The organism is Candidatus Methylobacter favarea (assembly GCF_902806695.1).
In the GTDB taxonomy this organism is placed as follows: domain Bacteria; phylum Pseudomonadota; class Gammaproteobacteria; order Methylococcales; family Methylomonadaceae; genus Methylobacter_B; species Methylobacter_B favarea.
In genome coordinates, this window is the sequence record NZ_CADCXN010000035.1 from 43,507 (window position 1) to 68,055 (window position 24,549).

The window sequence follows — 24,549 nt, forward strand, 5'->3', positions numbered from 1 at the left end:
GTGTTTCAAGGGAAATATACGGCTGTAGCGGCAGGTGTAGCTACAGCCTGTTTAGCGACTTCACTTGCGGCTGCCCCTTTTGCCTACATCAGCAATCAATTGGAAAATAGTGTTTCAATTATCGACACCGAAAAGGACAGGGTGAGTGATACTGTCGTCATTACCGGCAAACCGGCCGGCATAGCGGTTTCGCCTGACAGGAATAAAATATATATCAGCACTCCGGAAGCAAGGGGCTTTGCTGTTTTAGATGCAAAAAAACATAAAATCACTGCCAAGGTGTCAGGAATTGAAGGAGCATTAGGTATTGCCACGGGCTCTCATGGCCGGCAGATTTATGTCGCAGACTGGTATAAAAACACCGTTTCGGTGGTCGATTCCGAAAGTCTTAAAATAATTAAAACTATTGCAGTAGGGCAGTCGCCATCCGGATTGGTGGTCAGTCCTGATAATCGATGGTTATATGTTGCTAATCGGCTAAGTAATTCAGTTTCAAAGATTGATATTAATAAACTGACCGTCAAACATACTGTCCCGGTTGGCACGCATCCTTTCGGGCTGACTATCGACGGCAGAGGCGAGTATATTTATATCGCCAATGTACAAAGTGATGATGTTACGGTTTTAGAAACAGCCCGGATGAAGACAATAGCCACCGTAAAAGTTAATATGCGGCCTTATGCAGCAACTTTAGCACTCAATGACAGCCGCCTGTTTGTCACCAATCAGGATGACGATTCTGTTTCAGTTATTGATACGGCTACATTAAAAGAAATCGGCCTGATTGAGGTGGGTGCCAAACCTGAGGGCATTGCCACGCATCCTGATGATCGGCATGTGTATGTTGCTAACTGGTTTGATGGTACGGTGTCGGTGATTGACGCCAGAACAATGCAAGTGACGGATATTATTAAAACCGGCGAAGGCAGTCGGGCATTCGGGCAATTTATTGCCAGATAGTCAACTCAACTAAGCTAATCTGCGCTTTTATAAACCGCTGACTGAATTAATTACTTAGGAATAATATGGCTGAAACTGTAGATGAATTGACTGTAGCATATGAAGATGGCGGTATCGAGACAGTCAGGGAGCTGGATAAAAAAGTGCTGACCAAGGGGGCATGGGCAACGGTCATGTACCGTTATCAGGATTGGAATCGCGCCAAGGAAGAGTATGGGCCGGATAAATACACTATCCGCCGTTACCAGAAGCGAAATGGCGAGTATCAGCAAAAATCAAAATTTAATATTTCCAGCAAAGAACAAGCAAAAAGCATTATTGCGGCTCTTGAAGAATGGCTTGACAAAGACTAGCCGGCTAATCCAGCCATTCGATAATATGGTCTTCCAGGTCATTGATCTGCGACTCCTTCATGGCGTAGCTGCTGATTGAAACACCTGCTTCATTGACACTTCCGGCACTTCCTGATACCAAAGGATGCCAGCCGGGAAGCTCTTTACCATCGCTAAGCAATCGATAGGCGCAGGTTGCCGGCAGCCAGTTAAATTCGGCAAAATCGTGTTGCTTTAAGTCGAGACATTCCGGGACTAATCGGGTGCGTTCAGAATACCGGCTGCATCGGCAGGTTTTCAGATCGATCAGATTGCAGACAACACTGGTAAAAAATATGTCTCCAGTGTCTTCATCTTCCAGTTTATGCAGGCAGCACTTGCCGCAGCCATCACATATTGATTCCCATTCTCCAGTAGTCATTTCATGCAGTTTCTTGGTTTTCCAAAAGCTCATAAATGGATTCTTTCCATTAAATAACACAGGCAGTCTTGCCGAATAATGCGCTCATCAAGTGTTAGCATGGAAGGCATGGTTTGGCGATTTATTTGCAAGTCCCCGTTCTGCAAGGAGAAAAAATTATCAGTGACATTAATGCCGTTTTCATCTTTAGCGACAAGAGGCATATCACTCATGTTTTTTGAGGTTCCGAAAACGGTGCCGGGGGAAATCTCGGTAAAATTCATACACTCAAGGTCTTCATTCAGTAAAAGGCCGCTATCGGCCTGATTAAAGCTGAAATTTACCTGTTCCTGTATTTTAACCTGAGCAACGGTATGAAAAAGATCAATATCCTGGGCCAAAACCCGGTGCTGCGGCAATTCATTAAGATGCAGACAGCTATTTATGAATTCCAGAACATGCTCTATCCCATATTGTTGACCGGGTCTGCCGCATTCCAGAGTAACGGCAGGACATAGATCAGCAAAGGCTGCGGATTGCACGCCTTTGGGACGGACAAAATAGACAATCAATCGTCCAAATAAAGAGGCCAAGCGCAGAAATTCATTATCGAGCTTGTTAATACAGGCATAGTGAGGATTCATGCCGGTATTGTTATGCACGTCTATACTGACAAAAACATTACGTTTTTTCATGATGGAGACGATTTCTTTTGCCATCTCGGTTTCTGCACAATCCGGCAATTCAGTACCCGGCCAGATACGGTTATAATCCGGCTGGTCGTCATGTCTTCTTAACTCGTGGCGGGCTGCCGTTATATTGCCAAAGAAGAGTGACAGTGAACGCGGCAGGGGTTTGTCTTTATACTTATGCAGCAGTAATTGCACTGCCTGGAATCCCGTAGGTTCATTTCCGTGCAGTAACACCGAGATAAATAAAGGCGCTGTTTGTTTGCCCGGTAAATGGATTAAGGTGGGTTCGGGCAGAATAGTATACAGAGTTTTATGAGTTGCCTCCAGCAGACCTTCCGGTAAGTAATCCAGTTGTTTAAGGCCCGGTTTATGCATGGAACATCCATTCACTAACAGGGTTACCGAGATTCTGGTTGTTCAAATAATGCCTCGTCATTTCGGTGAAATCCGGATTGTATTCTCTGATATAGCGGCGTTGCCAATAGCTGCCATTTTGTTTATTGTTGATGCGCTGCCGAATAAGGCCTAAATAGTCATCAATTTCAGCAAGGGAAACGCCTAAGGATTTTAATCCTGAAACAGCTCTGGGCAAAAGTTCTGATTTTAGCAAATCTTTCAGGCGATGCCTGTTGCCGTCAATCCAAATGATATTACAGTCCAAACCGGAGTGAGCAGCCTGATAGAAATTATCCTTTGCCTGAGCGAAAGGCAACGGTAATCCTCGGGCCAGGATTTCAGTACAAATATTCTGTGCCAGGCCATAATAAAATGCAGCATTTGCTATTGCATCTATAACGGTAGGGCCTGCTGCGGGCGTACGGTGTTCGATTCGGATGTGGGGAGTGCCATCCTCGTCAAAACCAACCAGAGGCCGGTTCCAGCGCCAGATTGTACCGTTGTGCAGGCGCAAGTGTGCAAAAGCTTCGATAGCAGAATCATGATCCACAGGCAACAATACCGGAAAATGCTCAAGATTTTCCTGGAAACATTCAATTATCGAGTTTCTGGCATAGCCGGAACCAAAACTGACACGCTTGAGCGGCCCCTGCGCTGCTCCTTCATATCCTCCGGTTTCGATGGCTTGTTCGAAAAGAGGAATTCGGGATTCATGCCAGAGTTCTTTGCCAAACAGAAACGGGGCATTGGCGCATAACGCCACCATAGGGGCCGATGCAATAATCGATGCATTATAAAAATGATGGGCGCTTTCCAGCGGTAACTGGGTATGTAGCTGGAATGAGGTCGTCGCCGATTCCAGCATGACGTCATAATGATCAAGTTTCAGATGCTCTGCGCCATTTATGTCAATATGTATTGGTTTGGCGCGGGAATGCAGAATTTGTTCATTCAGCGCCCGATATCTGTTCATGTCCGACATATTAGCCAAATTCAGGTCATCCTGCTTTAAGGTTGGCAGGATGCCAATCATAACGATTTTACTGTCCATACTTTCAGCATGACGATAGGCGTTTTGCCAGGTGGTCTGTAATTGCCGATGCAGGCAACCCAGAACTTCTCCTGTCAGGGGAACTGGATTGCTGTTAAGTTCTATATTGAACTTGGCAAGCTCTGCCGAGGCCATCGGATCATTAAGCGTAGCCAGAAAGTGTTCATTAATCGGGGCTGGCCGCATCTTGCGATCAACCAGCCAGGCCTCCAGCTCGAAGCCGGCAACCGGCTTGCGATGGGAGCAGTCATTTTGCTCAATCAAACAATTGAGCAAAAGGGTCTCTTGCTCCAGTTTTTGATGAAAACGTATGAAGTCGTCTGTATCAAATTTTGATAAGGAAATTTCTTGCCCCATAATTTATCATGAGTAAGCTAGCTGTGAAATCATATAGGATCCGGAAAGAACTCAATAAGGATGCGCTTATACCCAGCTTGAAAACTTAGAGCTTAATGCAGTAATTCCCATACCGGTTTAATATTTACAGGTAAAGGAGCAAGCTTGCCTAGCTCAACCCATTCATTGTCCGGGCTATGAAAATCCGAGCCTGTTGAGCCGGCCAGATCGAAACGCCGCGCATAGTCTGCGGCCAAGTCTATTTCATCGGGGCCAATTCTGCCCGTCACCACTTCTATTCCCTGGCCTCCAGCTTCCTTGAATGCAGTCAACAGGCGTTTCATCCAATTGGCTGCCAGTTTATAGCGCAAGGGATGCGCCAGTACCGCGACCCCGCCGCATTCGGTAATCCAGTTTATACCTTGCTCGAGATCAGCCCACGGAGTAGGCACATACGCCGGCTTACCCTTAGCCAGATACCGGTCAAACGCTTCCTGCCGGGTTGATACATGATTTTGTGCGACCAGAAAATCGGCAAAATGGGTACGGGTGATCATGCCGTCTCTGGCGGCTTTTACCACGGCTTCAAATGCGCCATGAATATTTTTTTTCTCAAGTTTGTGAGAAACTTTTTCTGCTCTTTCAAGGCGCGTTCTTTGCAGATTATGCGTGGCTTCAGCCAAGGGCAGATAGGCAGGGTCAATTCCAAGCCCGATAATATGAAAACAATCATCATGCCAGTTAGTAGAAAGTTCGATACCGGCTATTAATCTGATCCCCGCATCAATAGCACAATCCTCAGCTTCAGCAAGTCCGGCAGTGGTGTCATGATCAGTTAGGGCCAGATCGGTAACACCTTGCTGATGAGCGCGATTAACCAATTCCGTGGGCGATAAAGCGCCGTCAGAGGCTGTAGAGTGACAATGCAAATCGTATAGTTGGCGCATGGTTATTGGTATTCTCCATAAAGTTTTGCATAAAGGCCATGCTGACTGATCAAGGTTTCATGGCGGCCCTGTTCACAGATTTTACCTTCTTCGAAGACATACACATGATCTGCTTGTTTAACCGCACTCAATCGATGAGCAATAATAATTGTTGTTCGACCTTTTAAAAAGCCTGCTAGAGCCGAATGTAATTTATATTCCGTTTCACTATCCAGTGCCGAAGTTGCTTCATCGAGTATGACCACCTTCGGATTAGCCACAATCATGCGGGCAATGGCTATTCTTTGCCGCTGACCTCCCGATAACCGCATGCCTTGGCGCCCCAGGATGGTATCCAGCCCGGCTTCCAGTTCTGTAACGGCATCTTTTAATTGCGCGATAGCCAGTGCATTCCATAACTCTTTATCTTCAGCAAGTCTTCCCAAAGTAAGGTTTGCACGGATAGTATCATTAAATAATATAGGATGTTGAAGAACTGTTACTACATTTTCTCGGACAACCTCCAGACCTATCCGTTCAATGGCAACATTATCGAAGTAAATATGACCGCTGTCAGGAGGATAAAGTCCGATCAGGGTTTGCACTAACGTGGATTTACCCCCTCCGCTGGCGCCGACCAAGGCTACTTTTTCGCCGGCTTTAATGTATAACTGTATGCCTTTTAATATTTTTTCTTCACTGTAACTAAAATGCAGATTATCCACGCGTATAGAGACAGTTTTTTTATTTAAAAACGGATTTTCAAGATGCGGATAATGAGGTTCCTGTTTCAACGCATTAAGCCTGTTGATACGCGTTAATGCTGCCTTAGCGGCATAAAAGGCATATTGAATGCTTAATATTTCCTGTACCGGAGCCATCATAAACCAGAGATAGCCGAAAACCGCGAGCATTTCGCCTATGCTCAGATCTGAATAAAATACCATCAGCATGGCGCAGGCGCGGAAAACGTCAAAGCCGAACAGAAATACCAGAAAACTTAAACGCGCTGCCGCATCACTTTTCCAGGCAAAAGCAGTTGAGTAATCTTTAACAGAACGGGCAGTTTCAATCAGCTTTTGGCAATAATGCTTTTCGCGATTGCTGGCGCGAATTTGATGAATGGCTTCCAGTGTTTCAGTGAGAGATTGTTGAAAAACTTCGTAAGCGGAGTTTTCCCTGGATTTAAGTTCCTTAACGCGGGACCCGACCACGCGGGTAAAATAAATGACTACCGGATTTAACAACAGAATAAATAAACCCAACTGCCAGTGCATCCATAATAAAATGGCGGCCGTACCGATAATAGTCAGTGTCGCTACGAGCAATTTACTGACGGTAGTACCTATAAAAGTCTCGATAGTATCGAGATCTTTTACCAGGTGCGTAACGACAGTACCGGTGCCAAGACTTTCGTATTCCGCCATTGAAATGTTTTGTAAACGCCTGATAAGATTTTTGCGGATGCGAAAAATAATATCTTTTGAAATGCAGGAGAAGTGTCGGGCCTGAATAATATTGAAAATAATGGAAATAACTCGCAGCAATACACTGGCAACCAGAACAACAGTAATATACAGTATTGTGCTTTGCCAGGAAGTTGGAAACAGTGAGTTGATTGTCGCAATTGTAATCCCGGGTTTATTCAATAAAACCTCATCAACCAGCAACGGCATTAACAGTGGTACGGGGACACTGGCACAGGTCGCCAAAATAGCAATGAGATGAGAGTAGATCAGCTCTTTTTTATGCTCCAGAGCAATTTGATAGATATAATTCCAATTATAAAATTGGAGTGTTTGCGAAAAAAGTTGCTTTGCTTGTGCTGGCATGGGCAGGAATATTTTTATGAGTTCTTAATTATATCTGGCTGCCACATCTTTAGAAATAATTAAGTATTGATAAAAATATAAATGTGAAAAATATGCATGCAATTGTGTTGTTCTGGGGCTTGATTCTTTTGCAAGGCTCGGTTTTAAGCAATCCGCTCGATCGCCAAAGAAGCGACTTTCTAATGGCGGAAAGGCTTATTGCCGAAAGAAATGATCAGGCTTTATTAAATTTAAGCGCCGGTCTACAGGATTATCCTCTTTACCCCTATTTGGAGTTCCAGTGGTTAGAGAACAATTTACACCGAACTGATAAAGTCCTGGCTTTTCTATCGGCCTATAAAGAAACGCGCTATGCCGGCTTACTGAAGCCAAAATGGCTGGCTTTTCTTGCTAATCATGAGCGCTGGCTTGAATTTATCCAAAATTATGAAGCAATTGGAAATAGTGCTCTTGAGTGCCAGTTCTATTGGGCAATCTATCAAACAGGCAATAAGCAACAGGCGTTAAATAATGCAAAACGCTTATGGGTGTCAGATATTTCGCAGCCTAAAGAATGTGATTCTTTATTCTCGGTGTTGGTAACTTCATCAATTTTTACCCCGGATTTAATTTGGCAACGGTTTGAATTAGCTTTAAATAAGGATCGCCTTGCCGTAACTGAATATTTGCGGCGTTTAATGAATAAACGGGATCAGAATTTTGCCGATATTTGGTTGCAGGTTCATAGAAATCCGGCCTTAATTAGTAATAGCGGCTTTGTTATAAGAAATGATCATCAAACGGGGCGTATTTTTGCCCACGGTATAGACAGACTGGCCGGGTCGAATCTCGACTTGGCTATTTATTTGTGGGACAAGAGCAAGGGGTATTTCAGTATAGACCAGCAGACACTTCAACAACTTGAACGAAGATTGGCGCTAGCCATGGGGTTTAATAAAAATAAGAATGCCTATAATCGGCTGAATCAATTAGTCACTGTTGATGAAGAGGTAAGGGAATGGAAAGTCAGGGCGGCCTTACTCGAACAGAACTGGCAGCACGTTTCCGACGCCTTGACCGGTTTGAAATTTGAAGAACGCGAAGAGCCCCGATGGCAATACTGGCTGGCCAGATCTCTTAATGAAACAGGCAAAATCCTGCAGGCGCAAACTGTATACAATAAACTCGCCGCAGACAGAAGTTTTTACGGTTTCTTGGCGGCTGATACAATAAACAGGCCCTATCAATCCCTTAATAAACCTGTTCTTGTGGCTAAAGATGAACTCGAAGCGCTGGCCGGAAACTCTGATTTTAAAGAGGTTCAAGAGTTCAGATGGTTAAATCGTGAAAGAGAAGCTCAACAGCAATGGTGGTTTGCGGTAAAAAAACTGCCTAAAGCGCGGCTCATGGCGGCAGCAAAACTGGCTCAGCAGTGGCGATGGGATCAGGTTGCCATAATTACTTTAGTCAAGGCAGATTATTGGGATGACCTGGCGTTACGATTTCCGCTTAACTATTTAATCCAGGTACAAAATAATGCCTACCGGCAAGACCTTGAGCCGGCGATAATTTTTGGTCTGATTCGTCAGGAAAGCATGCTCGATGAAAACGCCCAGTCACCGGTTGGCGCTAAAGGATTAATGCAGCTGATGCCCAAAACCGGCAAACAGATAGCCCGTGAGCTAAATGAACAATGGCAATCAGAAAATAGCCTGTTTAACCCTGATATTAATATAAAATACGGAAGTTACTATTATAAGCAGCTACTGGATCGGTTTAACGGACATTTCGCCCTGGCGACGGCTGCCTATAACGCCGGACCAAGGCGGGTAATAAACTGGATGCCGATAGATAAATCCGTGCCGGCAGATATCTGGGTGGAAACAATTCCTTTTAAAGAAACCCGAAAATATGTAACCTCTGTTCTTTCTTACGCCATGATTTATCAGCAACGTTTGCAAAGAAATACCTTTAAAATTAAAAATCTAATGCTGGACGTTTTGCCACGCTAAAAATTGAGCTGATTTTTTTTAGTGGGTGTTAGATAATGTACAGTTCGATGAAGAATAATTACTAAGGTATAATAAATAGTATGGAGAAACAGCATAGCTTTACGCGCGACGAATTGCTGAAGTCCGGAAGAGGAGAGCTATATGGACCCCAAAATGCGCAACTGCCTTTACCTAATATGCTAATGATGGACCGTATTACTTATATCTCGGATAAAGGCGGTTCATACGGAAAGGGCGAAATCATTGCTGAGCTGGATATAACACCCGATTTATGGTTTTTTGATTGCCATTTCCAGGGCGATCCAGTAATGCCTGGCTGCCTGGGGCTGGATGCCATGTGGCAACTGGTTGGTTTTTTTCTGTGCTGGATGGGTGGTCCAGGCAAAGGACGGGCTCTGGGTGTGGGTGAAGTCAAATTTACCGGCCAGGTATTGCCTACGGCTAAAAAAGTGATTTACCGTATTAATTTAAAAAGACTGATTATGCGAAAACTCGTTATGGGTATCGCTGATGCCATTATGGAAGTAGATGGAAAAGTAATTTATGAGGCTACCGATTTACGGGTGGGTTTATTTACTTCAACAGAAGATTTCTAGAGGCATTATTGATGAAAAGAGTGGTGGTAACCGGTTTAGGAATTGTTTCCAGTATAGGGAATAACCAAAAAGAGGTTATTGATTCCCTGAAGGAAGGCCGTTCAGGAATAGTTTTTTCCGAAGTTTATAAAGAGCTTGGGTTTAGAAGTCAGGTTCACGGCCCTATCAATATAGATTTGGACCAATTTATTGACCGCAAAATAAAACGCTTTATGGGCGAAGGAGCGGCTTTCAACTATATCGCCATGCAGCAGGCAATTGATGATTCCGGCCTGGAGGCTGCGGAAATATCCAATTTCAGAACCGGCCTGGTAATGGGGTCAGGTGGTCCTTCCACTTCCAATCTGGTGGAAGCAGCCGATATATTACGGGAAAAAGGCGTTAAAAAGGTCGGTCCTTATATGGTGACCCGGGCGATGTCCAGTACCAATACGGCGTGTCTGGCGACACCTTTTAAAATTAAAGGTGTGAGCTATTCCATCAGTTCGGCGTGCGCAACCAGCGCCCATTGTATTGGTCATGCCATGGAATTAATCCAGATGGACAAGCAGGATGTCGTTTTTGCCGGCGGCGGTGAAGAAGTTCACTGGACGATGTCAGTATTATTTGATGCGATGGCTGCTATGTCATCCAAATATAATGATACGCCCGAAACAGCCTCAAGGCCCTATGATGAAACGCGGGATGGTTTTGTAATCTCTGGAGGCGGCGGTGTTTTAGTGATTGAAGAGCTTGAGCATGCCAAGGCCAGAGGCGCTAAAATTTATGCCGAACTGACCGGTTACGGCGCAACTTCCGACGGCTATGATATGGTCCAGCCTTCCGGGGAAGGTGCCGCCCGCTGCATGCAACTGGCTATGGCCAAAGTAGATAGTCCGATTGATTACATTAACGCTCATGGCACCGGCACGCCTGTTGGCGATGCTAAAGAGCTCGAGGCGTTGCGCACTGTGTTTGGTAGAGATAACGTGCCCAGGGTCAGTTCGACAAAATCACTGACAGGTCACGCTTTAGGCGCCGCCGGTGTTAATGAGGCTATTTATTCCTTGTTAATGATGGCGGAAAACTTTCTCAGCGCATCAGCAAATATCACCCGTATTGACCCGATCGCCGAAGGTATTCCGATAGTGCGTGAACGTCAGGATAACGTTATCCTGAACACGATTATGTCGAATAGCTTCGGTTTTGGCGGTACCAACGCGACTTTAATTTTTCAGCGCTATAACGGCTAATGTTTCCTTATTGGGCCAATTCAGCTAAAAACCCGATTTTCCTAACCCGACATTTTAATCAACTCTGACCATGTCCGATCCGGGCAAGAAATCCAGAACGCAATTTAACAAATTACAGAAACGTTTACGGCATTATGTCGGCGACGCTATTGCCGACTATACAATGATTGAGAACGGCGACAAGGTCATGGTGTGTATATCGGGCGGCAAGGACTCTTTTACCTTGCTGGATGTGCTGATAAATTTGCAGAAAACTGCGCCCATTGATTTTGAACTGATCGCCGTCAATCTGGATCAAAAACAACCCGGTTTTCCCGAGCATGTTTTGCCCGATTATTTTGAGTCGCTGGGCGTGCCTTATCATATTATTGAAAAAGACACCTACAGCGTGGTAAGGCGCGTTATTCCCGAGGGCAGCACGACCTGCGGGCTTTGCTCACGATTAAGACGCGGCACATTATACGGCTATGCCGAAGCAAATAGCGTCACCAAAATAGCCTTGGGCCATCACCGCGATGATATTCTTGAGACCTTTTTCCTGAATATTTTTTACGGGGGAAAACTGAAAGCCATGCCGCCCAAATTGCTCAGTGATGATAAGAAAAATATTGTCATCAGGCCCTTAGCCTATTGCCGCGAAAAAGAAATTGAGCGCTTTTCCGCTTTTAAAAAATTTCCCATTATTCCCTGTAATTTATGCGGATCCCAGGAAAACCTGCAAAGGCAGGCAATGAAAGTCATGTTAAAAAGCTGGGATAGACAGTTCCCGGGGCGTTTGGAAACCATATTTACCAGCTTGCAGAATATAGCGCCTTCTCAATTAGCCGACAGGCAGTTATTTGATTTTACAGGGCTGAAAATAAATCATCGAACCGGCGAACAGATAGAGTCTTTTAATGCCGGTTTGAAAGTATTAGCTCAATAGGCGCTATGACAGCAATTGTTCTTTTTACTGATTTTGGTCCCGGGGGCCCTTATACCGGACAAATGGAATCGGTAATACGGCAAATAGCCCCTGCTAGCCCTGTCATTAATTTGTTGAGTAGTGCGCCCGCAGCCAACCCGCGCTTGAGTTCCTATTTATTGGCGGCCTTGCGCTACAGTTTTCCGGCGGGCAGTATTTTTTTAACTGTGGTTGATCCTGGAGTCGGCACGGATCGCAAAGCCGTGGTTTTGCATGCGGATGGACAAATTTTTGTCGGGCCGGATAACGGTTTGCTAAATACCGTCGCACTCCAATCCCGGCATAGTCAATGGTCGGAAATTACCTGGGAGCCTCGACAGTGTTCGATGAGCTTTTAACGGCCGGGATATATTTGCGTCTGTTGCGGCAAAACTGGTCATAAATGCGGCCGCTGATTTATTGATGCCCTTTACCAGGCAGGATTTAAACGAATGGCTTTTGGACTTGCCTGAAGTAATTTACTTTGATTATTATGGCAACGCGATGACAGGCTTACGTTATCAGGATCAATTTGCCGGCCGGATTTTAAGGGTCAATGATAGGGTTATCCGGCAGGCTGATACCTTCAATGGCGTCGAAGAGCATCAGGCATTCTGGTATAAAAACTCCAGCGGCCTGATAGAGATTGCGGTCAATAAGGGAAACGCAGGACAACAGCTTGATCTTGAGTTGGGGACAGAGGTCAGCTTTAAGCTTATCTAGGCGGAGGCTTTCTATTCCTGTATTTCTTTTGGGAAAGAGAGCCGCTATGAGTCACTACCAAAAATACTGATCTGTTCATTCTCTGCCTGATAAAAAAGGCACAAAGCTGACCGGCTCCACTTTTTCAAATTCATAACTGTTTTCAGTACGAGTAATCCTTTGCAATTCCTGGCTGCCGCATTTGCCGATGGGGATCACCATAACTCCTCCAACCGCCATCTGCTGCAGCAGCATTTCCGGCACTTCAGACGGTGCAGCTGAAACCAGAATGCCATCAAACGGCGCATAATCCGGCCATCCCCAACCGCCGTCGCTATGCAGATAACTGACATTCTTAAGCTTCAATTCCCACAAATGGCCCTTTGCCTTTCTCTGCAAAGCCAGGATTCTTTCTACGGAATAGACCCGGTCTACAAGCTGGGCCAGAATTGCTGTCTGATAGCCGCAGCCGGTGCCTATTTCCAGAACGTTTTCCAGAGGTCCTCTTTCCAGCAGCAATTCCGTCATTTTGGCGACAATATAAGGTTGAGAGATAGTCTGGTTGTGGCCAATGGGTAACGCAGTATCTTCATAAGCCCTGCTTGCCAGAGCCTCATCCATAAAGATATGCCGCGGCGTATTCCGCATAACATCCAAAACCTTGTTGCTGATAATACCTTGTTCAGATAAGCGGTTAATCATGCGCTCACGCGTCCGCCTTGACGTCATACCTATTCCTTGCAGGGTTTGGTTCATAATTCATTTTCCTTCGGTAACCATGCCATTAAGGCATTAATCCGATCATACCAGGTTAAATCCAGTTGCAGGGGCGTAACTGAAACATAACCTGTGTTAATTGCATAAAAATCCGTTCCAGGCCCGGCATCCTGTTCAGCTCCCGGCGGACCTACCCAGTAAATGGAGCCTCCGCGCGGATCTTTGCCCTTGATTACCGGCTCCGATTTATGCCGTAGTCCAAGCCGGGTCGCCTGATAGCCTTTTAGGTTTTTAATGGCTACATCCGGTACATTCACATTAAGAATGGTATCTTGCGGCAAAGGTTTGTTAATTAACTGCTGTAGCAGGGTTATCGCGACATGCGCCGCTGTTTCAAAATAACAGGGATTAACGCCCGCTAAAGAAATGGCGACTGCAGGGAGGCCTAAAAAACGGCCTTCGCTCGCAGCCGCCACAGTACCCGAATAAAGTACGTCGTCACCCAGGTTTGAGCCATGATTAATTCCGGCAAAAACCATATCCGGCTCTTTTTCCAGCAATCCGGTTATAGCCAAATGCACGCAGTCGGTTGGGGTGCCGTCTACTTTGATATATCCATTATGCGCCTTATATGCCCGCAAAGGCATTTCCAGGGTTAAGGAGTTACTGGCGGCGCTGCGATTTCTATCGGGCGCCACTACCGATATTTCTGCATAGTTGCTCAATGCGTTCGCTAATGCCGACAAGCCTTCAGCCAAGTAGCCATCATCATTACTTAACAAAATGTGCATTACCAATCGCTCTGAAGCAGAGTACACTATAAAATCAAATTATCTTAGCAACAATAATTTACAAAAGCAGCTATTGTGGTAAAAAAAATCCTTTCATCAAAAGAGAGTGAATTATTTCGTCTGACTATCGGAAAGGTTGAGCCGGTAAAAAAGGATAAGATTTTGTTAAAAAAAGGAGAAAAACCCAAGCCGTTTCCCAAACCGCAAGCTATTAACAGGCAAGATTATTTACTCAGCATGACTGAAACTGATGTCGAAAAACTCAATCTGGAAGATACCATGAGCTTTATTGCCGCAGGACTGCAAAAAAATGTTTTAAAAAAACTGCGCCAGGGCTATTTTGAGCTGGATGCGGAAATTGATCTGCACGGCCTCAACAGTAATGAAGCTAAACGACAATTGCTGAATTTTTTGCATGGCTGTGTTGAAGATGGTTTTCGCTGTGTGCTGGTAGTTCATGGCAAGGGCTATCGCTCTCCTGATAACCATCCCGTTCTAAAGAATAATCTTAACTTGTGGCTGAGGCAGCACAAAGACGTTCAGGCTTTTTGCTCCGCTCCTCCGAAACAGGGCGGAACCGGTGCCGTGTTTGTCTTACTGTACTTATCGGATAAGTATGACAACCAGGGCGATGCTGAATATTGACGGACAGCAGAAACAAATGGCTGTCAAAGTAACTACAGGCGGCTTTCCATCTATAAAAATTGCTTTCTCTTGGCCAACTATTGGCAATGCGATTTTACGCAATAAATGATATCGTTACTGGTTGAACTGATATTCTATCGTTTGCGATCAAGCTAATATAATTAATAAAAAAAGGAGATTAATCATGTCATTTTTCACGTCATTAACAAAAACCGCCAAACTGAATTCAACCCTCAAGCAAACGGCTGAAGCGCGTAAAAGCGAGGGCAGTAAAGCGGATCAATTATTTAAAAGCGTCTATAAAAGCTATGCAGAAATTCTCGGCGGCGATGCCCTGCGTGCGCAAGCGTTATATAACTGGGGATTTGCTTTACTGCATCAGGCAAAAACCAAGACTGGCAATGAAGCGGCCCAGCTTTATCAGGAGGCGATTGATAAATTTTCTTTTTGTACGCTTATTGATCCTGATTATTTAGGGGCTGCAATCGATAGCGGAGTAGCTTTTATGGATCTGGCCCGGCTTAAGGCTGTTGATGCCGACGATGACTTGTATGAAAAAGCCGGAAAGCAATTTGAAAAAGCTAATGCTATTCAGCCGGGAGCCGCCTCGTATAACCTGGCGTGTATTTATGGTTTACGAGGCGATACCGAAGGCTGCCTTAAAGCATTGGAAAATTCCCGGAATAACGGCAGTTTGCCTGAAACCGTTGATATTCTTTCCGATCCGGACATGGTTAGTGTTAAGGATCAGTCATGGTTTATAGAATTTATAGAATCGCTGAATGAAAAGTCCGAAGCTGTTATTGAAAAGAAAGCATCAGCTGAAGAGTCATCTGCAGAGGAAAATGCCGGGCAAACAATAAAAGAAAATCCTCGGAGTATTGAAAAAGAAAATCATGCGGCCCCGGTAGGGGAAAGAGAACGGGCTGAAGTTATTGAATGCAAAGAAGCAAGTTCAACAGCAGTTCCGGAAGAAGAAAAATCCGGGCAATAAAGTCGTTCTTCAGTAACAGGACTGCAATTGTTAGCGCGCTACGGGCTTTTTAAGGGAAGGGTAATTGTGTATGGGTCCTAGAGCCAGCGCCTTACCTTGGCTTTGTAGGCTCGAAATCTATCCTGAAACAATGCTTCCAGCGCCTTTTCTTCAGGTGTTATCTGAAACCGGTTCATATAAATAACAAATGCAGGGATAACACTATATGAGAGCAGGTTCGATAAAAAAACTGCCCAGCCAATAAGCATCAGCAAGAATCCCAAATACATGGGATTTCGCGTGACTTTATAAATACCCTCTACGACCAGGGCAGAAGCCGAGTCAGGTATCATGGGGTTGAGAGTGGTTTTAGCTTGGTGAAAAGAAAATACTCCAAGTATAGTTACGGTTATGCCGCCAAAAACCAGAAACCCGGCCACAAAGGGGCGGCCTGGAAAAATAAAAGTAAATTCGGGCAGGACGACCGAAATCAGCCGCATCAATGCGGCGGTGATTAAGACAATGACAGCGGGTGGAACTTTTAACTCAAGCATTAATTCAGACCAGGTAAATTAAAAAGGCAAATAACTGCTATCAACTTTCGCCAGGATATTGATTAATTAACCCGATAGCAAGCGGCTTGTAAAATCTGCACGTGATCAGCCTTGATTCACGGGTTAATGCGCTATATTTTCATCCCGGAATGTTTTTCCGACAGGGGATAAGTACTTGCTGGTAAAGGCAAAGCAGTATTGGTAATGAAAGCTTCTCCTCATTTGAATTATGCATTTAAAGTCTTCTCACTATATAAGTATTGCTGCACGGGTTATGGGTCAGCGTTTTTTTACAAGAGATTAAATGCGATGTGTTATAAAATATGCAGTTATCCATTTATTCTGCCATAAAATATGATTAATTATTTTGTGGAACTTAAGTGTTTGTTACTTAAAACAATAATAATTTGTCCTGGCGACACATTTGGAGTCATTTAATGCGTATTATCCTGTTAGGGAGTCCCGGTTCCGGCAAAGGAACTCAAGCCCAGTTTATTACCGAAAAATACGGTATTCCGCAAATTTCGACGGGCGATATGCTGCGGGCGGCGGTACGAGAAGGAACGCCTTTGGGTGTTGAGGCGAAAAAAGTAATGGAAGTTGGCGGGTTGGTTTCCGACAGCATTATTTTGGGCTTGATTAAAGAACGTATTGCCCAGCCTGATTGCATGAAAGGATTTTTACTGGACGGTTTTCCGCGTACTATCGCCCAGGCTGAAGGTCTTGATGCAATGGGTGTTACGATTGACACAGTGATTGAAATCGTGGTGCCGGATGAGGAAATTGTCAAACGCATCGCCGGCAGAAGAGTGCATTTGCCGACTGGTCGCACCTATCATCTTGAGTTTAATCCGCCCAAGGCAGATTGTCTTGATGATGTTACCGGCGAGGCTTTAATTCAACGCAACGATGACAAAGAAGAAATCGTGCGCAAAAGGCTCAGTGTCTATCATGAGCAGACTCAGCCATTGGTGGGATATTATTCAACAAAAGGGGGAGCGGTCAAATTCGGTTCAATTTCCGGCCAAGGGCCGGTTGAAGAAATCACGGCAAAGGTTTTTGCTATTCTGGATTAAAATAAAAACTGTAAGGGCTACTTTAGTCGCCTTGGCGAAAATGTGAAATTCGGCTCTGCGTTCTCATTCTTATATATAGCTGCGCATGCGGCATAATATTACAAAAAGCTATGTCAGGTAAAACCTTGTATGACAAATTATGGGAAGACCACGTTGTCTTTACCGAAGATGACGGTTCTTCGCTTATTTATATAGACCGCCATCTCGTGCATGAGGTCACTTCGCCCCAGGCGTTTGAAAGCCTTAGATTGGCCGGCAGAAAGCCGTGGCGGCAGTCCAGAAATCTCGCCGTGGCGGATCATAATGTACCCACGGTTGATCGCGATAAAGGCATTGCTGATCCGGTGTCACGGTTGCAGGTTGAAACGCTGGATAATAATTGCGCTGAATTCGGCATTACCGAATTTGCCATGACCGATGCGCGCCAGGGCATTGTGCATGTGATTGGCCCTGAGCAGGGCGCAACGTTGCCGGGCATGACGGTGGTATGCGGCGATTCGCATACCTCAACTCATGGCGCATTCGGCGCTTTGGCATTCGGCATAGGCACGTCGGAAGTCGAACATGTGCTTGCTACACAATGTTTAACCCAGAAAAAAGCCAAAAATTTGCTGATCAAAGTTAATGGACATAGCGGTGCAGGCGTCTCTGCAAAAGATATCGTGCTGGCAATTATTGGTAAAATCGGAACCGCCGGCGGCAACGGCTACACGATTGAATTTGCAGGAACAGCTATCCGCGCTTTATCCATGGAAGGCCGCATGACGGTTTGCAATATGGCCATAGAAGCAGGCGCTCGCGCCGGCCTTATTGCCGTTGATGAGGTGACTATCGATTATTGCCGGAATCGGCCCTATGCGCCTAAAGGTGAGCACCAGTTCATGGCTGAACGCCTTTGGCAAAAGCTGCATTCTGATGATGATGCCGTGTTTGATAAAGTGATGGACTTGGATGCGGCATCCATTAAACCCCAGGTCACCTGGGGAACATCGCCTGAACTGGTGGTCCCCATAGATAAAAAAATTCCTGATCCTGCTTTGGAGCCTGATGCCGTGAAACGGCAAGGAATGAGACGGGCGTTGGAATATATGGATCTGAAAGCGGGACAGGCGATTATCGATATAACGCTGGACAAGGTTTTTATCGGTTCCTGCACCAATTCCAGGATCGAAGACCTTAGAGCCGCAGCTGCGGTAGCGAAAGGTAAAAAACTGGCGGATAACATTAAACTGGCATTGGTTGTGCCGGGTTCCGGTTTAGTCAAACGTCAGGCGGAAGCAGAAGGATTGGACAAGATTTTTATGGCGGCCGGTTTTGAATGGCGGGAGCCGGGCTGTTCCATGTGTCTTGCCATGAATGCAGACCGCTTGGAAGAAGGCGAACGCTGCGCCTCGACCTCCAACAGGAATTTTGAGGGCAGGCAGGGTTACGGGGGTCGCACGCATTTGGTCAGTCCGGCTATGGCGGCCGCGGCGGCTATTGCCGGGCATTTTGTTGATATAAGCTCGGTTTTGGAGGGGCGGCAATCATGAGAGCATTTACCAAAATAACAGCCTTGGTCGCCCCGCTGGACAGAGCCAATGTTGATACCGACGCCATTATTCCGAAGCAGTTTTTAAAATCAATTCGACGCGCAGGTTTCGGCCCGTATCTATTCGACGAGTGGCGCTATCTCGATCATGGAGAGCCTGACATGGATTGTACGCACCGTCCGGTTAATAAGGACTTCGTGCTTAATAAACCTGAATATCAGGGTGCGGAAATTTTATTAACCCGCGAAAATTTCGGCTGCGGATCCTCGCGCGAGCACGCACCGTGGGCTTTGGAGGATTTCGGCTTTAGAGCCATTATCGCGCCGAGCTTTGCCGATATTTTTTATAACAACTGCTTCAAGAACGGCTTGTTGCCCATTGCCTTGAATGCGCAAATTGTTGACAGCTTGTTTAAGGAGCTGGTTGAGGGATACCGGCTGACCATCGATCTGGAAACGCAAAAAATTACCACGCCCGGCGGTAAGTCAATCGGTTTTGATATTGATGAAAATCGGAAATATCGCCTGCTGAACGGCCTGGATGATATTGCTTTATCGCTAAAGCATGCCGATAAGATCAGGGCTTACGAAGCTGAACGCTCCAAGAGAGCGCCTTGGTTGTTTGCAGATTGATTTGTAAGTGAAGAGTTATCAAGCACAATATGACGCTTAAATATTAAGTCCGCACTTACAACAACGCCGAATAAAAAATAAAAAGGATAAAAGGTTTAAAGTTAATGACAAAGAAAATCGCAGTATTGCCGGGAGACGGCATAGGGCCTGAAATTGTCGCCGAAGCCATTAAGGTGCTGGATTGGTTGAATTCGGATATGAACCTGGGCCTGGTTTTTGAAAACGGGTTGATTGGCGGCGCGGCATATGACGTATATGGAACACCGTTTCCTGAGCAAACCATAGCGCTGGTAAAACAGGCTGACGCCATTTTACTCGGCGCCGTCGGCGGCCCGAAATGGGAATCTCTGGATATTTCAGTGCGTCCGGAAAAGGGTTTGTTAGGATTGCGGTCAGAATTGCAGTTATTCTCAAATTTGCGGCCTGCGATTTTATATCCGCAACTGGCTGGCGCTTCAACCCTGAAACCCGAAGTGGTTTCCAGCCTGGATCTTATGATTGTGCGCGAATTGACCGGCGGCATTTATTTCGGGCAGCCGCGCGGAATAAGACTTTTGGACAACGGCGAAAGGCAGGGTTTTAATACGCTGGTGTACAGCGAATCGGAAATACGGCGCATTGCTCATTCCGCTTTTCAAATCGCACGAAAAAGAAATCGCCGCTTGTGTTCTGTTGATAAGGCGAATGTTCTGGAATGTACTGAATTATGGCGCGAAGTGGTGACTGAAACAGGAAAGCAATACTCCGATGTGCAACTCAGCCATATGTATGTCGATAACGCTTCCATGCAGCTGGTTCGCGCGCCCAAACAGTTTGACGTGATTGTCACCACGAATCTGTTTGGCGATATTCTCTCCGATACCGCGGCTATGTTGACCGGCTCTATCGGCATGCTGCCGTCGGCGTCCCTGGATGCTAACAGTAAAGGCATGTATGAGCCCATTCATGGCTCGGCGCCTGATATTGCCGGTAAAGGCATCGCCAATCCGTTGGCAACGATTCTGTCAGCGGCGATGATGCTGCATTATACATTCAATGACATTGAAGCGGCGGTACGTATCAAACAAGCCGTTAATGACGCTCTGGATGCCAGCGTCCGAACGGCTGATATTTACTCCGAGGGTATGCAAAAAGTCAGCACCTCGCAAATGGGTAATGCGGTTATTTCAGCTTTAACAAAAAGGTAAAAAATAAATGACAAAAGTTTATAACGTTGCGGTTGTGGGCGCGACGGGTGCAGTTGGCGAAGCCATGCTGTCTATTCTGGAAGAGAGGAATTTTCCTCTAGGTGAGGTTTATGCCTTGGCCAGCAGTAATTCAGCGGGTAAAAGAATATCTTTTAAAGGCGGGTCCTTGATAGTGCAGGATTTGGCGACTTTTGATTTTTCCAGGGTGCAAATTGGTTTGTTTTCTCCGGGCGCATCTGTTTCCGAAATATATGCGCCAAAAGCCGCCGCTGCCGGTTGTATAGTTATTGATAATACCTCACAGTTTCGCTATGACGACGATATTCCTCTGGTGGTGCCGGAAGTTAATCCTGAAAAAATTGCTGACTATAAAAATCGGGGCATTATCGCCAATCCGAATTGTTCAACCATTCAGATGCTGGTAGCGCTAAAACCCATTTATGATGCAGTGGGTATCGCCCGGATCAATGTATGCACTTACCAGGCTGTTTCCGGCACCGGCAAGGAAGCCATAGAAGAGCTGGGCAGGCAAACGGCCAATCTGCTCAATTTGCAACCTATTGTGTCCAGCGTCTATCCCAAGCAGATTGCTTTCAATGTGCTGCCGCAGATTGATGTTTTTATGGATAACGGTTATACCAAGGAAGAAATGAAAATGCTTTGGGAAACCCAAAAAATCCTCGGCGATGACACTGTTAAAGTCAATGCAACGGCTGTGCGGGTGCCGGTTTTTTACGGTCATTCCGAAGCAGTGCATATTGAAACCGTGGGAAAAATTGACGTAGCGGCGGTTAGAGCCTTGCTTGAGCAAGCGCCCGGCGTAACCGTTATGGATGAGCGTAAAGACGGCGGCTACCCGACCGCGGTCACCGAGTCATCCGGTCATGATGACGTGTTTGTCGGTCGCATCCGGGAAGACATATCGCATCCTCAAGGAATCAATATGTGGGTGGTAGGCGATAATGTTCGAAAAGGCGCGGCGTTAAACAGCGTGCAAATAGCGGAAGTGCTGGTAAAAAATTACATCTAGACTAAGCTTTATTTTATATTTGAATTACCCCCGGTAAAAAAACTGTGGTAACTGGTGTAAAGGAGAGTTGAGTGCGCAATTTAACTAAAACTTTAGCGGTTGTATCGTTGCTGGCCCCCGCCAGTGCTCATCCGTTGGGAATTGGTGAAATTAAACTGCGCTCAGCCCTTAATCAAAATCTGAATGCCGAAATTGCATTTGTCCTGTCGGCAGGTGAGAACATATCCGACATAAAAGTAAATCTTGCGTCTCCTGACAAATTTGAAGAAGCGGGAGTGCCGTGGGCTTCGTTTCTGTCAAAAATCAGATTTCAGATTGACGGCAATAACAAGGTCATCAGGCTTAGTTCCAGGGAAGCGTTAAAAGAGCCGTTTCTGGATTTCCTGATCGAAGTAAGCTGGCCAAAAGGTAATCTGTACCGTGAATTTACTGTCCTGGCCGATCCGCCTGCCGTTTACAAACAAGCGGCTCTTCCTCTCTTGACCCGCCCGGAAAGCTACCGGAGCGGACCGGAAGAGGTTGCGCCTCAATCAGAATCAAGAATGCAATTAAGCGCCCAGCCTGTTGTGAATGCAGCAATAGACACCTATGGCCCCGTCAGGAAAAATGATACGCTCTGGAAAGTAGCTGAGCAGACTCGTGGTCAGGATGACGTTTCTGTTGAGCAAATGATGATTGCAATTTATGAAGAAAATCCACGCGCATTCTTCCAGGATAATGTAAATGCCTTGATGGCCGGCAAAGTACTGAAGCTTCCCGAAAAAGAGGTAATTCTAAAATTATCAAGGAAACAGGCATTAGCTGAATTCAATCGGCAAACCAAAGCCTGGACAAATCATTTGGCCCCGGCCGCTGTTGAAACAGCAACTGCTAAGGAAGCTTCTGTAAACAATCAGTTAACTCTGGCGGCTCCGAGGGAGTCAACAGTTGCTGAAAATGCCGTGGTAGCGCCGCCGGTGAATGAACAGACAGCTGCTGAAAAAAAACCAGCTGACGCGCTCCCGTCAGGCTCTGGGGCAGGGAAGAGCGTAGAAGCCGGAAATCTGGTAAATGAGTCTTTGCAAAGCAAGGTTGCTGAGCTGGAAAAACAGCTGGCTGTGATGCAGCAGACACTTGCTTTAAAAGAACAGCAGCTTACAGCATTGCAAAACCGGCCTCAGGCCATGACTTCAATTCAGGAACAGCCTCTTGCGGCAAATCCTGGTGTTGAAGAAAAAGCTGTTCAGCCAGATCCAGACGAAGCCAAGGTAATTAGTCCCGCAGTTCAACCAAAGCCCGCGCCTGTTGCCCAGCCGCAGATTCATCCGGAATCTGAAACGGATGCCTATTATCTTGGAATGGGCGGCCTAGGCGCCGCGTTATTGTCTTTGCTTGGTTGGCTTTGGTGGCGGAAACGCAAGGTTGACGAGGCAACCGATACCGAGAGTATGTTTGCTTCGAGTATTATAAAAAAACCCGAAGTCAGAGAGAACTTTTCCGTGCCAGTTATCGAAGCAGGTTCGGCTTATAATGTTGCGGACGCCATCGACGAACATTCTTTTTTGAATGAGTTTGTTGCCAACGATTTGGACAAGTTTGATACGGCTCAGGGTGAAATCGATCCTGTTTCCGAGGCTGATGTATATCTTGCTTATGGCCGTTATCAACAAGCTGAGGAATTAATACGTCATGCCATTAAGGATCAGCCGGAGCGTGATGAATGCAAGTTGAAGCTGCTGGAGATTTTTTATTCCAGCGAAAATAAAAAAGCCTTTGAAACGTATGCACATGAATTGGCGGAGGCCGGTAAAAAAAGTGACATTGAGTTTTGGTCAAAGGTTACTAACATGGGCAGTGGAATTTGTCCGGACTCGCCCTTGTTTTCTTTCGGAGAAAATACGCCTCTTGGCAAAAACGATCTTGCCATAAATAATAACTATGCCGGTTTAACGAAGATAAAGGCAGACAAGGAATCAAAGAACTTTGATGAAGTTTCTTTTGAAGGCTCATTAATTGATGATGTTCAAAAACCAACGGCCAAGGCAATTGATAGTGTTCAGGATGTTTATTCAACCTCCTTGCCAGCTGAGAATAATTCGGACTTTGATGAACAAAAGAACAACCAAGCTATTGATTTTGATTTAAGTTCATTTGCCACGGATACCAAAAAACCTGACCCGATACAGGACAAGATTGATATAGACAAGGTTGATATAAATGAAGAGTTTGGTTCGTTCGATTTCGACTTTGATTTAAAAGAACCTGAAGCAAAAAAAGCCGGCGAGATGGATGTAGGCGCCTTGAAAAGCTTCGATATAAGCGATGAAGAAATTGATTTTTCAATAGCTAAAACCTCCGGTTCGCACGCTGCTTCAGATAAGAATTCCTTTGGCAATGAATATGATTTCAATTTTGATCTGGATATGTCATCGGCAGACTCAAACGATCAAAGCGCTAATCAAAAGTCCTCATTTGGTGTTTCAGACTTGACTGACATGGATGAGATGGAAACCAAACTGGACTTGGCCAGGGCTTATATTGATATGGGCGATACGGATGCCGCCAAAGACATTGCCGAGGAAGTTCTCAAAAAGGGCACTAACGAACAAAAGGAAGCTGCTCAAACCTTACTGCAAATGTGAAGTTAAGCTATAAACCTCAAGAGTTGATCTGACAAAGCTGAAACTGCATTCAGGTTTATAGTGGATATTATCTATGGAATTGAGCGATCTTATCGCCATCGTAAGTGCCTTAACGGCTGATTATCTGCTTTGTACGCGCGATGGTCTGCGAATCCCGCAAGGCACCAGAATGAGATGTCCATTCATAGCGAGAGACTCCCAGTGTACCGGGGAATTATTGATTTTGGCGCAAAGCTGACCCCGGAAGGTTCATCGGTTAATAGGAAATGACATTTAGTCATATATGGACTCCTCCCCAATTGCAAGCCAAGTTTTTACAGAAATTGATGTTTCCAACAGAAATCAAGATTGCAGCCATATATTCGGTCTCTTGGGAGAGGTATTTAACCTCTGGACCCTGAT

At 45.6% G+C, this 24,549-nt stretch carries 25 protein-coding genes; 17 read left to right on the forward strand and 8 right to left on the reverse strand.

Going from position 1 to position 24,549, the window contains the following annotated elements; genetic code table 11:
- Both HUX64_RS02990 and HUX64_RS02995 read left to right on the forward strand, forming a co-directional pair.
- Positions 1–960, forward strand: a complete 960-nt coding sequence (locus tag HUX64_RS02990; protein WP_174624758.1) for a YVTN family beta-propeller repeat protein — start codon at positions 1–3, stop codon at positions 958–960.
- A gap of 65 nt (positions 961–1,025) precedes the next feature.
- Entirely contained in the window at positions 1,026–1,313 is a 288-nt protein-coding gene (locus HUX64_RS02995; RefSeq protein ID WP_174624759.1) for a hypothetical protein, read from the forward strand.
- Positions 1,314–1,317: 4 nt separating this feature from the next.
- Here the strand turns inward: HUX64_RS02995 and HUX64_RS03000 are convergent, their stop codons facing one another.
- From HUX64_RS03000 to HUX64_RS03020, 5 genes are all read right to left on the reverse strand, one after another.
- Entirely contained in the window at positions 1,318–1,746 is a 429-nt protein-coding gene (locus tag HUX64_RS03000) for a YcgN family cysteine cluster protein (protein ID WP_174624760.1), read from the reverse strand.
- Positions 1,743–2,759, reverse strand: a complete 1,017-nt coding sequence (locus tag HUX64_RS03005; RefSeq protein ID WP_174624761.1) for a M14 family metallopeptidase — start codon at positions 2,757–2,759, stop codon at positions 1,743–1,745. The genes HUX64_RS03000 and HUX64_RS03005 overlap by 4 nt, the downstream gene beginning before the upstream one ends.
- Positions 2,752–4,188, reverse strand: a complete 1,437-nt coding sequence (locus tag HUX64_RS03010; protein WP_174624762.1) for a glutamate-cysteine ligase family protein — start codon at positions 4,186–4,188, stop codon at positions 2,752–2,754. Before HUX64_RS03010 ends, HUX64_RS03005 begins: the two co-directional genes overlap by 8 nt.
- Before the next feature lie 92 nt (positions 4,189–4,280).
- Positions 4,281–5,114, reverse strand: a complete 834-nt coding sequence (locus tag HUX64_RS03015; RefSeq protein WP_174624763.1) for a PHP domain-containing protein — start codon at positions 5,112–5,114, stop codon at positions 4,281–4,283.
- A gap of 2 nt (positions 5,115–5,116) precedes the next feature.
- Positions 5,117–6,925, reverse strand: coding sequence for an ABC transporter ATP-binding protein (locus HUX64_RS03020; protein ID WP_174624764.1), 1,809 nt, complete (start codon positions 6,923–6,925; stop codon positions 5,117–5,119).
- Positions 6,926–7,017: 92 nt separating this feature from the next.
- Between HUX64_RS03020 and HUX64_RS03025 the strand changes: the two genes are divergently transcribed.
- From HUX64_RS03025 to HUX64_RS20085, 6 genes are all read left to right on the forward strand, one after another.
- Complete coding sequence (locus HUX64_RS03025; protein WP_174624781.1) at positions 7,018–8,916, forward strand: lytic transglycosylase domain-containing protein; 1,899 nt, start codon at positions 7,018–7,020, stop codon at positions 8,914–8,916.
- Between the two features lie 80 nt (positions 8,917–8,996).
- On the forward strand, positions 8,997–9,512 hold the full coding sequence (gene fabA / locus HUX64_RS03030; RefSeq protein WP_174624765.1) for a 3-hydroxyacyl-[acyl-carrier-protein] dehydratase FabA: 516 nt from the start codon (positions 8,997–8,999) through the stop codon (positions 9,510–9,512).
- Between the two features lie 11 nt (positions 9,513–9,523).
- Complete coding sequence (fabB, locus tag HUX64_RS03035; RefSeq protein WP_174624766.1) at positions 9,524–10,744, forward strand: beta-ketoacyl-ACP synthase I; 1,221 nt, start codon at positions 9,524–9,526, stop codon at positions 10,742–10,744.
- 70 nt (positions 10,745–10,814) lie between these two features.
- Positions 10,815–11,669, forward strand: a complete 855-nt coding sequence (gene ttcA, locus HUX64_RS03040; protein WP_174624767.1) for a tRNA 2-thiocytidine(32) synthetase TtcA — start codon at positions 10,815–10,817, stop codon at positions 11,667–11,669.
- A 5-nt stretch (positions 11,670–11,674) separates the two neighbouring features.
- Entirely contained in the window at positions 11,675–12,046 is a 372-nt protein-coding gene (locus tag HUX64_RS20080; RefSeq protein WP_281355249.1) for an SAM-dependent chlorinase/fluorinase, read from the forward strand.
- A gap of 64 nt (positions 12,047–12,110) precedes the next feature.
- A complete protein-coding gene (locus HUX64_RS20085) occupies positions 12,111–12,410 on the forward strand; it encodes an SAM hydroxide adenosyltransferase (protein WP_343034375.1) in 300 nt (99 codons plus the stop codon).
- 75 nt (positions 12,411–12,485) lie between these two features.
- Here the strand turns inward: HUX64_RS20085 and HUX64_RS03050 are convergent, their stop codons facing one another.
- Together HUX64_RS03050 and surE are read right to left on the reverse strand one after the other, a co-directional pair.
- On the reverse strand, positions 12,486–13,145 hold the full coding sequence (locus HUX64_RS03050; RefSeq protein ID WP_174624768.1) for a protein-L-isoaspartate(D-aspartate) O-methyltransferase: 660 nt from the start codon (positions 13,143–13,145) through the stop codon (positions 12,486–12,488).
- Complete coding sequence (gene surE, locus HUX64_RS03055; protein ID WP_174624769.1) at positions 13,142–13,897, reverse strand: 5'/3'-nucleotidase SurE; 756 nt, start codon at positions 13,895–13,897, stop codon at positions 13,142–13,144. The genes HUX64_RS03050 and surE overlap by 4 nt, the downstream gene beginning before the upstream one ends.
- A gap of 75 nt (positions 13,898–13,972) precedes the next feature.
- Between surE and HUX64_RS03060 the strand changes: the two genes are divergently transcribed.
- Entirely contained in the window at positions 13,973–14,542 is a 570-nt protein-coding gene (locus HUX64_RS03060; protein WP_174624770.1) for a Smr/MutS family protein, read from the forward strand.
- Positions 14,543–14,726: 184 nt separating this feature from the next.
- Entirely contained in the window at positions 14,727–15,536 is an 810-nt protein-coding gene (locus HUX64_RS03065) for a hypothetical protein (protein ID WP_174624771.1), read from the forward strand.
- A gap of 77 nt (positions 15,537–15,613) precedes the next feature.
- Here the strand turns inward: HUX64_RS03065 and HUX64_RS03070 are convergent, their stop codons facing one another.
- Positions 15,614–16,069 (reverse strand): methyltransferase family protein, encoded by a 456-nt coding sequence (locus HUX64_RS03070; protein WP_174624772.1) that lies wholly within the window; start codon positions 16,067–16,069, stop codon positions 15,614–15,616.
- Positions 16,070–16,506: 437 nt separating this feature from the next.
- On the opposite strand from HUX64_RS03070, the gene adk reads away from it, so the two are divergent.
- From adk to HUX64_RS03105, 7 genes are all read left to right on the forward strand, one after another.
- Positions 16,507–17,145 (forward strand): adenylate kinase, encoded by a 639-nt coding sequence (gene adk / locus HUX64_RS03075; protein ID WP_174624773.1) that lies wholly within the window; start codon positions 16,507–16,509, stop codon positions 17,143–17,145.
- 110 nt (positions 17,146–17,255) lie between these two features.
- Positions 17,256–18,677, forward strand: a complete 1,422-nt coding sequence (gene leuC, locus HUX64_RS03080) for a 3-isopropylmalate dehydratase large subunit (RefSeq protein WP_174624774.1) — start codon at positions 17,256–17,258, stop codon at positions 18,675–18,677.
- The gene (gene leuD / locus HUX64_RS03085; protein WP_174624775.1) at positions 18,674–19,309 is read left to right on the forward strand and encodes a 3-isopropylmalate dehydratase small subunit; all 636 of its coding nucleotides are present in this window, start codon (positions 18,674–18,676) and stop codon (positions 19,307–19,309) included. Before leuC ends, leuD begins: the two co-directional genes overlap by 4 nt.
- Before the next feature lie 104 nt (positions 19,310–19,413).
- Positions 19,414–20,496 carry a 3-isopropylmalate dehydrogenase gene (gene leuB, locus HUX64_RS03090; protein ID WP_174624776.1) on the forward strand — a complete coding sequence of 361 codons (1,083 nt, stop codon included), beginning with the start codon at positions 19,414–19,416 and terminating at the stop codon, positions 20,494–20,496.
- A gap of 7 nt (positions 20,497–20,503) precedes the next feature.
- A complete protein-coding gene (locus tag HUX64_RS03095) occupies positions 20,504–21,526 on the forward strand; it encodes an aspartate-semialdehyde dehydrogenase (protein ID WP_174624777.1) in 1,023 nt (340 codons plus the stop codon).
- A 71-nt stretch (positions 21,527–21,597) separates the two neighbouring features.
- The gene (locus HUX64_RS03100) at positions 21,598–24,147 is read left to right on the forward strand and encodes a motility hub landmark protein FimV (RefSeq protein ID WP_246246885.1); all 2,550 of its coding nucleotides are present in this window, start codon (positions 21,598–21,600) and stop codon (positions 24,145–24,147) included.
- 73 nt (positions 24,148–24,220) lie between these two features.
- The gene (locus HUX64_RS03105) at positions 24,221–24,385 is read left to right on the forward strand and encodes a hypothetical protein (RefSeq protein ID WP_174624778.1); all 165 of its coding nucleotides are present in this window, start codon (positions 24,221–24,223) and stop codon (positions 24,383–24,385) included.
- The last annotated feature ends 164 nt before the right edge of the window (positions 24,386–24,549 follow it).

Coding starts and splice junctions, on each gene's coding strand:
- HUX64_RS02995 (WP_174624759.1), top strand. CDS start 1,026: ATGGCTGAAACTGTAGATGAATTGACTGTAGCATATGAAGATGGCGGT.
- HUX64_RS03000 (WP_174624760.1), bottom strand. CDS start 1,746: ATGAGCTTTTGGAAAACCAAGAAACTGCATGAAATGACTACTGGAGAA.
- HUX64_RS03005 (WP_174624761.1), bottom strand. CDS start 2,759: ATGCATAAACCGGGCCTTAAACAACTGGATTACTTACCGGAAGGTCTG.
- HUX64_RS03010 (WP_174624762.1), bottom strand. CDS start 4,188: ATGGGGCAAGAAATTTCCTTATCAAAATTTGATACAGACGACTTCATA.
- HUX64_RS03015 (WP_174624763.1), bottom strand. CDS start 5,114: ATGCGCCAACTATACGATTTGCATTGTCACTCTACAGCCTCTGACGGC.
- HUX64_RS03020 (WP_174624764.1), bottom strand. CDS start 6,925: ATGCCAGCACAAGCAAAGCAACTTTTTTCGCAAACACTCCAATTTTAT.
- HUX64_RS03025 (WP_174624781.1), top strand. CDS start 7,018: ATGCATGCAATTGTGTTGTTCTGGGGCTTGATTCTTTTGCAAGGCTCG.
- fabA (WP_174624765.1), top strand. CDS start 8,997: ATGGAGAAACAGCATAGCTTTACGCGCGACGAATTGCTGAAGTCCGGA.
- fabB (WP_174624766.1), top strand. CDS start 9,524: ATGAAAAGAGTGGTGGTAACCGGTTTAGGAATTGTTTCCAGTATAGGG.
- ttcA (WP_174624767.1), top strand. CDS start 10,815: ATGTCCGATCCGGGCAAGAAATCCAGAACGCAATTTAACAAATTACAG.
- HUX64_RS20080 (WP_281355249.1), top strand. CDS start 11,675: ATGACAGCAATTGTTCTTTTTACTGATTTTGGTCCCGGGGGCCCTTAT.
- HUX64_RS20085 (WP_343034375.1), top strand. CDS start 12,111: ATGCCCTTTACCAGGCAGGATTTAAACGAATGGCTTTTGGACTTGCCT.
- HUX64_RS03050 (WP_174624768.1), bottom strand. CDS start 13,145: ATGAACCAAACCCTGCAAGGAATAGGTATGACGTCAAGGCGGACGCGT.
- surE (WP_174624769.1), bottom strand. CDS start 13,897: ATGCACATTTTGTTAAGTAATGATGATGGCTACTTGGCTGAAGGCTTG.
- HUX64_RS03065 (WP_174624771.1), top strand. CDS start 14,727: ATGTCATTTTTCACGTCATTAACAAAAACCGCCAAACTGAATTCAACC.
- HUX64_RS03070 (WP_174624772.1), bottom strand. CDS start 16,069: ATGCTTGAGTTAAAAGTTCCACCCGCTGTCATTGTCTTAATCACCGCC.
- adk (WP_174624773.1), top strand. CDS start 16,507: ATGCGTATTATCCTGTTAGGGAGTCCCGGTTCCGGCAAAGGAACTCAA.
- leuC (WP_174624774.1), top strand. CDS start 17,256: ATGTCAGGTAAAACCTTGTATGACAAATTATGGGAAGACCACGTTGTC.
- leuD (WP_174624775.1), top strand. CDS start 18,674: ATGAGAGCATTTACCAAAATAACAGCCTTGGTCGCCCCGCTGGACAGA.
- leuB (WP_174624776.1), top strand. CDS start 19,414: ATGACAAAGAAAATCGCAGTATTGCCGGGAGACGGCATAGGGCCTGAA.
- HUX64_RS03095 (WP_174624777.1), top strand. CDS start 20,504: ATGACAAAAGTTTATAACGTTGCGGTTGTGGGCGCGACGGGTGCAGTT.
- HUX64_RS03105 (WP_174624778.1), top strand. CDS start 24,221: ATGGAATTGAGCGATCTTATCGCCATCGTAAGTGCCTTAACGGCTGAT.